10 protein-coding genes are annotated in these 13772 nt (G+C 65.3%); 4 read left to right on the forward strand and 6 right to left on the reverse strand.

Annotated elements, in window-relative coordinates:
- Window positions 1-34: 34 nt before the first annotated feature.
- From K1X71_10470 to K1X71_10485, 4 genes are all read left to right on the forward strand, one after another.
- Window positions 35-3064 (forward strand): hypothetical protein, encoded by a 3030-nt coding sequence (locus K1X71_10470; GenBank protein MBX7073560.1) that lies wholly within the window; start codon window positions 35-37, stop codon window positions 3062-3064.
- A gap of 263 nt (window positions 3065-3327) precedes the next feature.
- Window positions 3328-5559 carry a tetratricopeptide repeat protein gene (locus K1X71_10475; protein ID MBX7073561.1) on the forward strand — a complete coding sequence of 744 codons (2232 nt, stop codon included), beginning with the start codon at window positions 3328-3330 and terminating at the stop codon, window positions 5557-5559.
- Between the two features lie 4 nt (window positions 5560-5563).
- Window positions 5564-6355, forward strand: a complete 792-nt coding sequence (locus K1X71_10480) for an alpha/beta fold hydrolase (GenBank protein MBX7073562.1) — start codon at window positions 5564-5566, stop codon at window positions 6353-6355.
- Complete coding sequence (locus K1X71_10485) at window positions 6352-7089, forward strand: 4'-phosphopantetheinyl transferase superfamily protein (GenBank protein ID MBX7073563.1); 738 nt, start codon at window positions 6352-6354, stop codon at window positions 7087-7089. Before K1X71_10480 ends, K1X71_10485 begins: the two co-directional genes overlap by 4 nt.
- Before the next feature lie 179 nt (window positions 7090-7268).
- Here K1X71_10485 and K1X71_10490 read toward each other — a convergent pair whose 3' ends face one another.
- The 6 genes from K1X71_10490 to bioA form a co-directional block, all read right to left on the reverse strand.
- Window positions 7269-7595 carry a hypothetical protein gene (locus K1X71_10490; protein ID MBX7073564.1) on the reverse strand — a complete coding sequence of 109 codons (327 nt, stop codon included), beginning with the start codon at window positions 7593-7595 and terminating at the stop codon, window positions 7269-7271.
- 124 nt (window positions 7596-7719) lie between these two features.
- On the reverse strand, window positions 7720-8310 hold the full coding sequence (locus K1X71_10495) for a hypothetical protein (GenBank protein MBX7073565.1): 591 nt from the start codon (window positions 8308-8310) through the stop codon (window positions 7720-7722).
- A gap of 293 nt (window positions 8311-8603) precedes the next feature.
- Window positions 8604-9362: a sensor histidine kinase gene (locus K1X71_10500; protein ID MBX7073566.1), complete on the reverse strand. Its 759-nt coding sequence runs from the start codon at window positions 9360-9362 to the stop codon at window positions 8604-8606.
- A 107-nt stretch (window positions 9363-9469) separates the two neighbouring features.
- Window positions 9470-11761 carry a polyribonucleotide nucleotidyltransferase gene (locus K1X71_10505; protein MBX7073567.1) on the reverse strand — a complete coding sequence of 764 codons (2292 nt, stop codon included), beginning with the start codon at window positions 11759-11761 and terminating at the stop codon, window positions 9470-9472.
- A gap of 179 nt (window positions 11762-11940) precedes the next feature.
- On the reverse strand, window positions 11941-12210 hold the full coding sequence (gene rpsO, locus K1X71_10510) for a 30S ribosomal protein S15 (GenBank protein MBX7073568.1): 270 nt from the start codon (window positions 12208-12210) through the stop codon (window positions 11941-11943).
- A 260-nt stretch (window positions 12211-12470) separates the two neighbouring features.
- Window positions 12471-13751 carry an adenosylmethionine--8-amino-7-oxononanoate transaminase gene (gene bioA, locus K1X71_10515; GenBank protein MBX7073569.1) on the reverse strand — a complete coding sequence of 427 codons (1281 nt, stop codon included), beginning with the start codon at window positions 13749-13751 and terminating at the stop codon, window positions 12471-12473.
- Window positions 13752-13772: the final 21 nt, after the last annotated feature.

A 13772-nucleotide genomic window follows, 5' to 3' on the forward strand; every position in this document is an offset into this window, starting at 1 on the left:
GTCTATCTCCGCCGCAATTACCCCAGTAGTCCGCATGCCGCTATTTCTCTCGCGCAGCACATGGTTCTGTTCCTTGCTCTTGGCATGCTGCGCGTGTGGCGCCTGGGCGCAAGACGACGATCTGCCGCCGCCGGCCGGTTTGATCGCGCGGTACGAAACCAGCTCTCACCGCGGCTTTGAACGGCTGGAAGCGCTGCCCGCCATGGCGCTTGCCGAGCATGAGTCGCCCGACAGTCGTTTGACCCCACACGACTGGACCGCCACTTGGCGCGGGCTGATCGATATCCAGCAGCCGGGCAGTTATCGGTTTGCCGCCGATGCCTCGGGGCCGGTGCAAATCACTATTGCTGGTCAGCAGGTGCTGGCCACCGCCGGCGCCAGCGATGGCAACAATCTAGGCAACGCCGCCGATCTGCTGGTGGGCTATCACCCGGTGGAAATTGTGTTTCAACCGGCGGCCGGCCCTGCCCGACTGAAGCTGTATTGGGAGTCGTCGGCCTTCGCGCGCGAGCCAATGCCCCCCGCCGCGTTCCGCCACGCGCGCGACATCGCAGCGCCGGCCGATTTGTACTTTGCCGGACGATTGGCCGTTGAAGAACACAACTGCAAGGCATGCCATCAACCGGCTGGCGACTTGCCGCTGAGCCAGCTACTTGCCGGGCGGATGGGGCCCCGACTCGATCGCGTGGGGCAGCGAGTCGACGCCGATTGGTTCTACGGGTGGCTGGGCAACCCGCAACAATTCCGGCCGGAAGCAGTGATGCCGCGTTTGTTTGCTGATACCGCACAGGGGCGCTTCGAGCGCACGGCGGCAAGTCGCCTGCTGGCCTCGCTGGGCGGTCCCTTTCAGGCGACCGCCATCACGCCCGACGCGGCGCGAGTCGCCGTCGGTAAATCGCTCTTCGAGCGCAGCGGTTGCGCGGTGTGCCACGAGCGGCAAGAAATCCGCGCGGAAGTCTTTGCGCCCCCCCGCGCCACGCTGCAACTGTTGGCCAGCAAGACCGACGCCGCACATCTGGCCGCGTTCATTGCCGATCCTTACCTGCACGACCCAACCAGCCGCATGCCGAGGCTGGGGCTTGAGCAACAAGAGTGCCAACAGATCGCGGAGTATTTGATCTCGCGCGACGCTTCGCCCGCGCCGGCGGCAGACGCGCCGCTGGCCGCCGACGAGCTCCCGGCGCAACTTGCCGACTATCGCGGCCCCGCCAGTCAGCAGCCAGGCTATGCCGCGCTGGGCGTGGACGACAAGTTGCTGGCCATTGGTCGCGACGTGATCCGCGCCAAACGCTGCGCCAGTTGCCACGATTTTGGCGAGTCACGGAATAAGGACCTGGCGCCCGTCCCGCTGGCGATCGACTTTGGCCACATCGCGCAATCGAATCAATTGGGTTGCCTGATCGCGGCCGCCGCGCCCGACGACATGGAGTCCTCGGCGCCCCGCTTCGGCGCATCGCTCGATCGCGCGGCGATCAAAGAGTTTCTCGTCGCCGCCAGATCAGCCTCTGGCGCCGCCGCGCCGGGCGAACTAGCGCGCTTGACCTTGGCGCGATTTCATTGCGCCAGCTGCCATCAGCGCGGCGACGACGGCGGACTGAGCCTTACGCAAACGCGATTGTTGACCGAGAATCAAACCAACGCCGAGGCAGAGCTGGTGCGTCCGCCCACCTTGACTGGCATCGTGGCCAAGCTGCGACCCGCTGCGCTGCATGCCGTGCTGGTGGAAGGCGCGCGGTCCCGCCCCTGGATGGCGCTCAAGATGCCGCACTTTCCGCGCGAGCTGATCGAGCCGCTCGCCGCGCGGCTGGCCGCGCTCGATGGCGACCGCCTCGCTGCGAGCGATCCGCCCAATAGCGCCGCCGCCGACCTGGCCGACGCCGGACGCGAGTTGACCGGCAATGGCGGCTTTGGCTGCATCAAGTGCCACGATATCCGCGGACTCGCCAGCGGTGGCACGCGCGGGCCCGATCTGGCGCGCGTGACGCGCCGCGTGAACTTCGATTGGTATGTTCGCTGGATGCGCGATCCGCAGCGCATCGAACCCGGCACCCGTATGCCGACGGTCTTTGTTGGCGGCAAGAGCCCTTATCATCAAGTGTTGGATGGCGATCCCGCGCGACAGGCGCGCGCGCTGTGGGAGTATTTCGCCGCCGGCGACGAACTGCAATTGCCCGATGGGCTGGAACTGGCGGGCGCCAGGCAGCGACTGGCCGGCGCGCAACCGCTGGTGTTGCGGACCTTCTTGCCCGAGCTGCCGCCGCGGGCGCTGGCGATTCGCTTTCCGAGCGGTGTTCACCTCTCGTACGACGTGCAGGCGTGCCGGCCGGGCTATGCTTGGCGCGGCGAGTTCTTGGATATGGGGCCAGTGTGGAGCGGACGCGGCGGTCGGCCGGCGGGCATCGAAGGCGAAATCTTCTGGCGCTGGCCGGCGGGCTTCGACTGGGCGTTGACCACTGACGCCGAATCCTTGCCCGACTTCGCCGCGCGGGCAAGCGATCCAATCTTTGGCGCGCAGCCTCCCGACGACGGCCAGATTCACCAATCGCGCGTGCGGTTTGGCGGATATCGGTTGGCGGCCGATGGGCCAACGCTGATGTACTCGCTGGAGGGAGACGACGCCGGCGCCTTGCAGGTGGAAGAGGCGCCGCGCACGCGGCAGTTGCCCGAGGGAACCGCGGTGGTGCGGCGGTTTCGGGTTGCAATTCCGGCCGGTCGCGCCTTGTGGTTGCGCGCGGCAGAGAGCGAAGCGCCCCCCGTGGCCAGGATCAATGCGGAGCAAATCGCGCTAGCAGCCGATCAAACGGCCGATCGCGATGCGCGAGTTGAATTGGTGGCCGCTGGCGGGCGAGCGCTCACTTGGCTGAGCGAAGCCGACGCGGAGGCGCCGCGCTGGCACAGCGCGAAGCAAGGAGAACGTTGGACGTTGGCATTGGTGTTTTCGCCGCGCGAAGCGCCGCGCGAGGCGAGCTTTGCGCTGGTGCTGGTCCGGCCCGACTCCAGCGACCCGGCGGCGCTGGAACGATGGCAAAAGGCCAGCGGCGACCTGATAAAATCCCTGAAATAGCGAGGCGTTGCCCCGGCATCTGGGATCGGGCGAACGTCCAGATTAGAACGGTACGTTAGCAGCCTGCGGAAGAAATCGGTCGTGGTTTTCTTCCCCCTCGCGGCGAGCGCGGCTACGCTGCTGCGACTCGCCCAATCACGGCCGATGTCGCGATTTTGAGAATTGCGTTTTGAAATGCGCGCAGCCCGGCGAATACTTCCTCGGGCTGTCAGGCGGCGATGCTCAAATTGGATCGGGAGACTGGTTGGTTGGCCCCCACGGGAGTGAAAGCTCGCTCTGCATCCAGCGCCAAGGCGCCGCGCCGCGCCGCGCCGACGGCCGGCGCGCTGGCTCGCGCCCAGTCGTTCGCCAGTCGTCGGCCCGCATTGTCGTACGGGCTGGCCTTCTTGCTGCTCTTGGGATTGATCACCGCGCTGCGCTGGTCGGTGATCGATTCGCCTCCCTACTACGATTTTGCGACCGGCGTGTTCGTCGAGGCCAGCTATCTGGCCGATTCGAATTTCGACTATGCCCGGCTAGCGCGCGACGAAGTGCGCTGGCTCGAAGGGGGTCCCGCCGTTTACATCACCAGCGCGATACCCACGCTGGTGGCGTTGTTGATGAAGGGATTGCCGAGCGCGCGCGCGGTGCTGATCGCGTATCACCTGTTCAACTTCGCTTGCGCGGCCGCCGCCGGTCTGTTGATGTTCGCCATCTTGCAGCGCCGGATCGGCGCGCTCGGCGCCGCGCTGATGGCGGCGCTCATGTTGACCGCCCCCTTGTTCAGCGCGCAGATCGACATGCTCGGCATGGACCTGCCGATGACGGTCTTCGCGCTGGCCACTCTGTGGCTGGTGGCGCGCGAGCAATATCTGTGGGCCGCGCTCACCGGCGCGGCGACCTTCTTCGTCAAGTCGCCGGGGCGGGCCGTGTCGCACGCCGTGGCCATTTATCTGGTGCTGCTGTTGGTGCTGGGGCAGCGGCAACCGGCCGCGACGCGCCGCCGGTTGTGGATCGGTCTGGGGGCGAACCTCTTGGTCGTGGCCGTGCAGGATTTTCTCGCCACCTGGGTCAGCGAACTGCCCAACTCCGACGTGGAGAATTGGAGCTTCTCGAAGCAACTTTTTGGCGAAGAGAACATGCTGCGCTGGACGCCGCAGTGGTTTCCCGATCAGGTGGCGATCTTCCTGTTGTCGCTGTTCGCCTGCGCGGCCGTCACCGCGTGGTGGCTGTATGGCCAGCGGCGGCGAACCTGGGCGGCCATCGCCGACGCTTGTTATGGCCAATTGGTCGAGTTCGCTCCCTACGTGGTGGGCTGGATTATCGCGCTCGGCGTGTTGGCCGCGCTGGCCCTGGTGTACTGTTTGCCGCGTTACTTTCTACTGATGCTGCCCCCCGTTTATCTAGCCCTGGGGCAACTGCTGTTCTGGCTTCCGCGCTGGCGCGGGACGGCGGCGATGCTCGTGGCGGCGCTGGTGTTGTTTAACTTGGCCAACGCCTACGGCCGATTTTATCCCAAGCTCACCGACGCGCAGCGCACCGGCGCCGTATGGGAGCGCAGCCGCGAGTGCCTGTTGGATCACGCCTCGAACATCCGCGCGGTGGAGGCTCTGCTGCGCGAGCGCCGCGGCGCGGCGGTGGTGGCCGCCTCGCCCTTTGTGCAGTTCTTGGCCTATCCGCGACTGGGCTATGTCGATCAGGCCATCGACGGCTACACGCTCAATCGGTATAGCGGGCCGCATTTTGTCTCCGGCCTGCGACTGCCCGACGACAATCCCCCCGAGGTCGTCTTTGTGTATGTCAACAACCCCTTCAGCCAGGGCGCCATCCTGCCGCCGCAACCGGGGGATGAGATCATCTACCACGATCATTTTGCGTCACCCCTAATCGTCTATCGCCGGCGCTGGCCCGCCACGATGGGCCTGGAAGAGCGGCGACTGGCCTACGAGCGGCTGGTGCTGCCCGAAAAGGCGCTGGTGGCGCAAGGCAATCAATTGGCGCAGGTTGGCGCCTATCGCGAGGCGATCGACTTTTATCGCCGCGCGGCGGCAACCAGCCAGTTCGACGCCGAGGCCCAATACGGCTGGGGCTTTGCCTTGGTCAAGCTGGGCGAGCGCGCCGAGGCGATCGCGCGGCTCGAAGCCGTGGTCCAGCACGACGCCCAGCATGCCGGCGCGCGGGCGTTGCTCGGCGCCACCCTGGCCGAAACGGGGCGCTATGCGGAAGGTTTGGCCCAGCTTCAGCAGGCGGCGCAACTGGCCCCCACCGATCCGCAGCCGTGGATCACGATTGGCAAGATTCAGCAGGTGCAAGGGCAATGGCGGGCAGCGATCGAAGCCTTGGCGCGCGGCGCCGAGTTGGCGCTCGCCGCAAAGCAGCGCGAGCGCGCCCTGGCGACTGTCAAGCTAGCGCTGTCCTTGGCCCAAGCGCATGGCGAAACTTCACTAATGCCTGGTCTCGAAGCGCTAGCCGCGCGCTGCCGCGCGACCAACTCGATTTCTCCTCCCCCGCAATAAACAGATGCCGCAAGAAAAGCCCCGCTATCTCAAACTGGCCGATGGCCGCGTTGGCCTGCGCCGCTTTCGCGACGACAGCGCTAGCGGCCCGCGACTGGTCTGCTTTCCCTATGCGGGCGGACAATCGCTCGCGTTTCGCGGACTCGACGAACACTTGCCCCCTCACTGGGAACTGTGGGGGCTCGATCCGCCCGGCCACGGCTGGGCGCCGGGTGTCGCGCTCGACAGCGTGGAGACACTGGTCGATTTGTATCTCAACAACTTGCCGCGCGAACTGCTCGTCGGCGCCGTGCTGTATGGCCACAGCCTCGGGGGCTGCGTCGCATTTGAACTGGCGCGGCGGCTGATCGCTGCCGGCGCCGCACCGCGAGCACTGGTGCTCGGCGGAACTCGGCCCCCGGGCCATCTGGCCGAATATGAGTCGTTTTTGGGCCTCGACGACGCCACGCTCTTGGCCACACTCATCAAAATCGGCGGTGTGCCCGCCGAGTGGGCCAACGAACCCGAGGTGTTCGACATGTTCAAAGACACCTTGCTGGCCGATTTTCGCGCCTTCGAGTCGTTCACGATTCGCGCGCCGCTGGTCGGGTTGCCCGTACTGGCGATTGGCGGAACGCAAGACGATGTCTGCCGGACTCAGCACCTGTTCGACTGGCTGCGCCTGAGCGACAACTGCCGCATCGAATTTGTCGAAGGTCGGCACATGTTCGTGCAAACCAATCCGCTTGGCGTCGCGCGGCTCGTGATCGACTTTGTCGACCGATTACAACCAGACCGCTGGGCCAGCGGACGATGACCCTCCGCCTACCACTGCCGACCGATCATGTTGACCTGTGGCACGCCTCGGTCAACGAGTCGGGCACGCCCGCGCGCCTGGCGCAATACCGCGACCTGATGGAGCCGCACGAGCGGGCGCAGGCCGATCGCTTTGTCTTCGACAAGGATCGACAAGAGTACACCGTGGCGCGGGCGCTGGTGCGGACCATGCTGTCGCGCTATCTCGATCGCGCGCCGGCCGATTGGCGCTTCGAAAAGAACCGCTACGGGCGGCCCGAGATCATTCCCGCGCCGGGCGAGCCGCGCTTGCGCTTCAACCTGACGCATACGCGTGGGCTGGTGGCGGTGGCGGTGGTGCTGGAGCGCGATATTGGCGTCGACGCCGAGAACCTCACGCGCCGCGATGTGGGGCCGTCGGTGGCCGACCGCTATTTTTCTCCCAGCGAAGTGGCTGAACTGGCGACCGTGACGAGCGACGCTCGGCAGCGCCGTTTTCTCGAATATTGGACGCTCAAAGAGTCGTACATCAAGGCGCGCGGCATGGGGCTGTCGTTGCCGCTGGAACAGTTCTCATTTCACCTGTCCGCCAGCAACCCCACCATTTCATTCGACCCGCGCTTAGTCGATGAACCCGCGGCGTGGCAGTTTCGCCAATTCTGGCTGCCCGAGCATTTGCTGGCGGTGGCGCTGCGCCGGGAGTCGGGCGCGGATACTGAAGTTCGCGTGCGCGGCGTGACGCCGCTGATGGATTAGGCTTCCGGTTTTCTCTCTCGCCCCCGCGTCGCGCAGCGAAGCAAAGGGGGAGAGGGCGAGGCCGCAGGCCGAGGGTGAGGGGGCGCTACATCACAAATCCCAAAGACCCTCATCCGGCCGATCGGCCACCTTCTCCCGAAGGGAGAAGGCCGAAGTTGGCTCAGCCGACGCGCGAGGGCCTAGCGGGCCGGCGCAGAGCGCTTGAGCGGCAGAATGTCGGGAAACAGCGCGTGCAAGTTGTGCAGATCGATGACTTCCTTGACGCGATCCTCGCGCTCGTCCCAATCGACCATCTTGGTTTCGAAGATCACCAAGAGCAGGTCCATTGCCTCCTTGATTTGCTCGTCGCTGGGGCGCGCCTCGCCCGTCTCCTCGTACATCTGACGAATGCGACGGGCCGGCTGGATCACCCCTTTTTCGTAGGCGTCGTTGTCGAAGTTCTTGTTCGGCGTGCAGGCGATCTGCTTGAGGATCGAGCCGAAATAAGGAGGCACGTAGTCGGCCATCGGGCGGGTTCTCCGGCGCCGCGGTAGGCGCCCTGTCGGGGGACAATCTCGGGGGAAAGATTAAGTATAAACCGAAAGCTCCCGGCGTTGGCAAATTACGCCGGAAGCCGAGCTTGCGGGCAGATTACGGAATCGGCTGCACCGGCGGCAGGCTGACCAACTCGAAAAACCGTTCGAACTGGACCACCGTCGGCGTGACGTTGGCGCCGGGGGTGATCTCCAGTTCCAGGTACGAGCCGCCGTCGGATTGCAGCAGCATATAGATGCGATGCCGGTCTTGATGGCGGTACAGGCCATACACGTCGCGCCGCAGGCCAAAGATGTCGCGGTACCAGGCGCCGCCGATCTGCAGAATGGTCCAGTGCGTATCGCTGGAGATGGTCCGCTCCTGATCGCTCGGTTCCAGCGTGAAAAACTGGTTGAGCATCGTCGGATCGCATTCGCCGATGCCCACCATGTAGCGACTGGTGTTAGGCAAAATCAGGCGATCGTGACGAAAGCGGAGCACCGTGCCGACCGGCACATACCAGATGGGGCGACTGCCAATCCAGGCCGGTCGCGTGCCGGCGAACGGCAACATGGTGGGCAGCTTTTCCAGCCGCGGATAGGCGACATCGTCGTTGTAGGCGGGGTACTGCCACTGCGCGGCGGCGGGGGCGGCGGTCGCCAACAGGGCCAGCGCCGCCAGCAGATGGGGGCGAAGCGAAGGGGTCATAACCGTTTTCTCCGGCGAACGGGCCGCGCGGCCGCCCCTCTGACCCAAGCGTCAGAGTCGCGCCGATCGCGCACCTCGTTGGTATGCGAAACACCGCCATTGTAGTTAGGGTCCAGCCCGCGATGTGCGTTTTTTTCAACACGGCGGCGGCCCAATCGCCCGCCCGGGCGGAGAATTCGCTCCAATCGGCACAACCGGCCCGCCCGGCGGCCAGAAAGGCCCACAAACCCCGAGGCGCCGCGCCGCAGGCCGCGCGGCGGGGGCAAGCCGGCGGCTTGGCCTGGGCGATCGCGCTAGGCGCCGTCCCGCGCGGCGGGAAGCGTGATCGTGAATTTGGTGCCCCGCCCCGGTTCGCTCGCCACGTGGATCGCGCCGCCGTGCGCCTCGATCGTCTTGAGCGCGGTGGGCAGCCCCAATCCCGATCCGCCCGGCTTGGTCGTGTAAAAGGCGTCGAAGATGTGGGCCTCTGTCTTGGCGTCCATGCCTTGACCGGTGTCGATCAATTCCAAGAGCACCGCGTCGTCGCGGCGCGCGGTGCGGGCCACGAGTTGGCCGCCGCTCGGCATCGCCTGCTGCGCGTTGAGCACCAGGTTCAATAGCGCGCCGTGAAACGCCTCGACATCCAGGCCGACCGGCGGCAGGTTGGCGTCGAAGTAAGTCACCAGCTCGATCCGGGCCTCCGCCGCCTGTGGTCGGTAGAAGTCGAACACCCGCTCGACCTCGGCGTTCAGATCGGCGGGCTGCAAGCGCATTTGGCGCACGCGAGCGAACTTCAGAAAGTCGTCGAGCAGGTCTTGCAGTCGTTGGCACTCGCGCTGCACCACCTCAATCTTCTTGAGCGCGCGGCGATCGCGCGGGGTCGTCGATTCGGCAAAGTCCTCCGCCAACAATTCCATGTTCAGGCGAATTGTGGAGAGCGGGTTCTTGATTTCGTGCGCCAGCGCGCCGGCCAGCCGGGCAATCTCGGTGTAGCGCTCGAGCAATCGCTGGTGCCGCGCGTCGGCCGTCTGGTCGGCGGGCGCGGGCCGAGCTGCGCGTTTGGATTTCGCCACGCGAAACGTTTCCTGCGTGAAGGGTAGAAAAAAAGCCCACGGCGCGACGTCCGTGGGCTTTGAAGTTACCTGTTTTTGCGAGCTAGTCCAAACCGCGCTGGCGGCTGTTAGCGCCGGCCGCCGCGATCGCCGCCACGGCCACGATCTCCGCCGCGACCACGTCCCCGGTCGCCGCCCCGATCTCCCCCGCGATCGCCGCCACGTCCGCGGTCGCCCCCGCGATCACCGCCCCGGTCGCCATGTTCGGCGCGCTCGCGCGGTTGATCTTCGCGCGCCGGCATCTGCCCTTCCTCGTCGTACGGCAACTCGCCGTTCTCTTCAAGGATGACGACGCGGCGGCTCAGCTTGACGCGATCCTGCTCGTCGATGGCGATGACCTTGACGTTCATGATGTCGCCCACCTTGCAGATGTCGTGCACGCTGTTGACGTACTGGTCCGACAGCTCGCTGATGTGGCACAGGCCATCCTTGCCGGGCAAAATCTCGATGAAGGCGCCAAAATCCTTGAGGCTGCTGATGCGGCCCTCGTAGATCTTGCCGACCTGCACCGTCTCGGTGAGCGCCTCGACCCGCTTGAGCGCGGCCTGCGCCGCTTCGGCGTCGTTGCTGGAGATGACCACCACGCCGTCGTCGTCCACTTCGATCGTGGCGCCGGTCGTCTCTTGGATGCCGCGGATCGTCTTGCCGCCCGGGCCAATCAACAGGCCAATCTTGTCGGGGTCGATCTTGGTGCGCAGCAGCCGCGGAGCCCAGGGAGAAATCTCGGCCTTGGGACGCGAGATGGCGCTGAGCATCTTGCGCAAGATTTCCATGCGGGCTTCGCGGGCCTGCGTGAGCGTGCCGCGAATGATCCCTTCGTGGATGCCTTTGATCTTCAGATCGAGCTGGATGCCGGTGATGCCGTTCTGCGTGCCGGCGACTTTGAAGTCCATGTCGCCAAAGTGGTCCTCGTCGCCGATGATGTCGGTGAGCAAGGTCCACTTGTCGTCGTTTTCCTTGACCAGACCGATCGAGATGCCGGCCACCGGATTGCTGATCGGCACGCCGGCCGCCATCAGTCCCAAGGTGGCGCCGCAGACGCTGGCCATGGAGCTGGAGCCGTTCGACTCGGTGATGTCGGAAATGACGCGCATGGTGTAGGGGAACGCGTCGGCGGCCGGCAACACCGGATTCACGCTGCGTTCGGCCAAGGCGCCGTGGCCAATCTCGCGCCGACCAGGACCACGAATCGGCCGCACTTCGCCCACCGAGTAGGAGGGAAAGTAGTAGTCGAGCATGAACTTCTTCGAGTATTCCTCGAACAGCCCATCCACGCGCTGCTCGTCGCGCTGGGTGCCGAGCGTCACGGTGATGAGGGCCTGCGTTTCGCCACGCTGGAAGATGGCCGAGCCGTGAACGCGCGGCAGCACGTCCACCTCGCACTCGATCGGCCGCAAATCCTTGCTGCCGCGGCCATCGGGGCGCGTGCCGCTCAGGATCAAATCGCGGGTGACTTTGCTCTCTAGCTCATGCCAGGCGTGATCAACGCTGCCGGCGCTCAAGGCGCCAGCCGCGGCCGGGTCGGGGATCAGTTCGCCCACCACCCGCTGCTTGAGCGCGCTCACCGCTTCGGCGCGGGCGTGCTTGCCCGGCGTTTGCTTGGCCGCGCGGAAGGCGTCGTAATAACGCGACCGCAGGGTGTCGAAGACGCCGTCCGACGGCGGAATCACGCATTCAGCCTTCTTGGCGCCGCATTTTTCAATCAGCTCTAGCTGCAACTGGCACAACTCGCGAATGTAACGCTGCGCCTCGAAAATCGCCTCGGCCATGCGATCTTCCGGCAGTTCGCGGGCAAAGCCCTCGATCATCAGCACCGATTGCTGGTTGCCGGAGACGATCAGATCGAGGTCGCTTTCTTCCAGTTGATCTTGCGAGGGGAAGACGACGAACTGGCCATCGACCATGCCCAACCGCACCGAGGCCAAGGGGCCTTCGAACGGCAGCGGCGAAACGCCGAGCGCGGCGGCCGCGCCGTTCATGGCCACGATGTCCGCGTCGTTCTGGCGATCGCTGGCGACCACCATGCACTGAATCTGCACCTCATCGCGGAACCAATCGGGGAACATCGGCCGGATCGGGCGATCCATCAATCGCGCGGAGAGAATCTCCTTCATCGTGGGGCGTCCCTCGCGTTTGAGGAACCCGCCCGGAAATTTGCCCGCGGCGGCCTGCCGCTCGCGATAGTCGCAGGTGAGCGGGAAGAAGTCGATGCCCGGCCGGCCAGGGCCGGAGGCGACCGCGGCGAGGACGACGGTTTCGCCGTACTGAGCCAGAACCGCGCCCGACGCCTGCTTGGCGAGCTGTCCGGTTTCGAGAGAGAAGATGCTTTGCCCGATTTGTTTTTCGACGCGTACTTTCACTGCAAGTCCTGACTTTCCTGCGGTATCCAGCCCGTGGCGAACCGCGCGCGACCAGCGCGAGCGAGACTTCGCTTTGAAGCAGCAAACCGAGGAGCCGAGGAGGTGTGCAGCAAGAGAACTATTGCAAGAGCGCCGACAAGCCCTGGCGGAGAGAAGGACTACCGGCGCCGCTCGGAGCGCTACTTGCGGATATTCAGGCGCCGGATGATGTCGAGATAACGCTGCGGCGTCACTCGGCGCAGATAATCCAAAAGGCGACGCCGGCGGCTGACCATCATCAGCAGGCCACGCCGACCAGCGAAATCCTTCTTGTGCTTGCGCAGATGCTCGGTGAGCTCGCCGATCCGTGTCGTCAGGATGGCGATCTGAACTTCGGGAGAACCGGTGTCGCTATCGCCCCGGCGATATTCCCCGATGAGTGTCTGCTTGCGCTCTCTGGTAATAGTCATCGAAAACCGCGATTCCTGTGCTTCGGCCGGTTCCTTAGACCTGCTGCTCCGGCCGGCTAGCGAACGTGCTGAGATACCTACTTTACCACTTTTTACAACAACTCAAGACGATCAATGTACCAGTAGGAGCAGAGTTTGCAACGCCAAAAGCAAGGCCAATCGCCCGCCCGGCGGCGGCCGGCCGCCACGCGACTGACGCTACCGGCAATCTCTCGCCAAATCGCCTGTTTGGCCAGATCAGGCAGGCGTCTGGCCGGCCTTTAGCCGATCGCCGCAATGCCCGACTCCGCCGCCCGGCAAACCCGATCCAGCTCGTCCAGCGAGATCGCCAGCGGCGGAAAGATCACCACCACGCTCCCCAGCGGCCGCAACAGCACGCCGTGGCTTCGCGCGTGATCGCACACCGCCAAACCGCGCTTTTCTTCCCAGGGGAACGGCTCACCGGTGGCCCGGTCGCGCACCAGTTCTATGCCCGCGATCAGCCCCCACTGGCGCACGTCTCCCACGTGTGGCAACTCTGCAATGCGGGCCAGATGCTCGGCCAGGCGATCGATCTTGGGGGCCAGGTTCTCCAGCACGCGCTCGTCTCGAAAGATGTCGAGCGACGCCAACGCTGCGGCCGCTCCCAGCGGATTGCCCCCGTAGGTATGCCCGTGATAGAAGGTCTTGCTCTCTCGATATTCCCCCAGAAACGCGCTATAAATTTCCCGCGTGGCCAACGTCGCCGCCATCGGCAGGTATCCGGCGGTGAGTCCCTTGCCCAGACACAGCAGGTCGGGAGTGACCGCTTCGTGTTCGCAGGCGAACATCCGGCCGGTGCGGCCAAAGCCCACCGCCACCTCGTCGGCGATGAGCAGCACGTCGTAGCGGCGGGTCAACTCGCGCAGGCCGCGCAGGTAGCCCTCGGGATGGACGATCATGCCCGCCGCGCACTGCACCAATGGCTCGACCACCAGCGCGGCGATCTGGTCATGCTGTCGCGCGAGCGCCGCTTCGGCCTCGGCCAGATAGTGCGCTAGCGCTGCGCCGCGCGTCACGCCGGCGGGCCGGCGATACAAGTTCGGCGAAGGGATGCGAATCGTCTCGAACAAGAGCGGCCCAAACATTTGATGAAACCGCTCGACGCCCCCCAAGCTGACGCTGCCGATGGTGTCGCCGTGATAGGCGTCGCCCAGGGCGACGTATTTGGTCTTGGCCGGGCGCGGACTGGGCCGCTGTCGCCAGTATTGAAAGGCCATTTTCAGCGCGGCTTCGATCGCCGTGGCGCCGTCACCTGAGAAGAAGACATGTTCCAGCCCCGCCGGCGCCAGTTCGACAAGCCGCTGGGCCAGTTCGATCGTCCGCGGATTCGACGCGCCCAATAGCGTGGTGTGCGCCACGCGGTCTAACTGAGCGCGCAGCGCGTCGTCGAGCCGCGGATGGCGATGCCCATGCACGTTGCACCACAAGCTGCTGACGCCGTCGAGATACTCACGGCCATCGAGATCGTAGAGCCGGCAACCTTCGCCGCGCTCGAGGATTAGCGGCTCGTACTCCGCCATCTGGGTGAAGGCGTGCCAAAC

Source organism: Pirellulales bacterium, assembly GCA_019694455.1.
Classification (GTDB): domain Bacteria; phylum Planctomycetota; class Planctomycetia; order Pirellulales; family JAEUIK01; genus JAIBBY01.

What these genes read in the sequence shown, in the direction of transcription:
- K1X71_10485 (MBX7073563.1), top strand. Translation starts at nt 6,352, where the DNA reads ATGACCCTCCGCCTACCACTGCCGACCGATCATGTTGACCTGTGGCAC.
- K1X71_10490 (MBX7073564.1), bottom strand. Translation starts at nt 7,595, where the DNA reads ATGGCCGACTACGTGCCTCCTTATTTCGGCTCGATCCTCAAGCAGATC.
- rpsO (MBX7073568.1), bottom strand. Translation starts at nt 12,210, where the DNA reads ATGACTATTACCAGAGAGCGCAAGCAGACACTCATCGGGGAATATCGC.
- bioA (MBX7073569.1), bottom strand. Translation starts at nt 13,751, where the DNA reads ATGGCGGAGTACGAGCCGCTAATCCTCGAGCGCGGCGAAGGTTGCCGG.
- K1X71_10495 (MBX7073565.1), bottom strand. Translation starts at nt 8,310, where the DNA reads ATGACCCCTTCGCTTCGCCCCCATCTGCTGGCGGCGCTGGCCCTGTTG.
- K1X71_10470 (MBX7073560.1), top strand. Translation starts at nt 35, where the DNA reads ATGCCGCTATTTCTCTCGCGCAGCACATGGTTCTGTTCCTTGCTCTTG.
- K1X71_10480 (MBX7073562.1), top strand. Translation starts at nt 5,564, where the DNA reads ATGCCGCAAGAAAAGCCCCGCTATCTCAAACTGGCCGATGGCCGCGTT.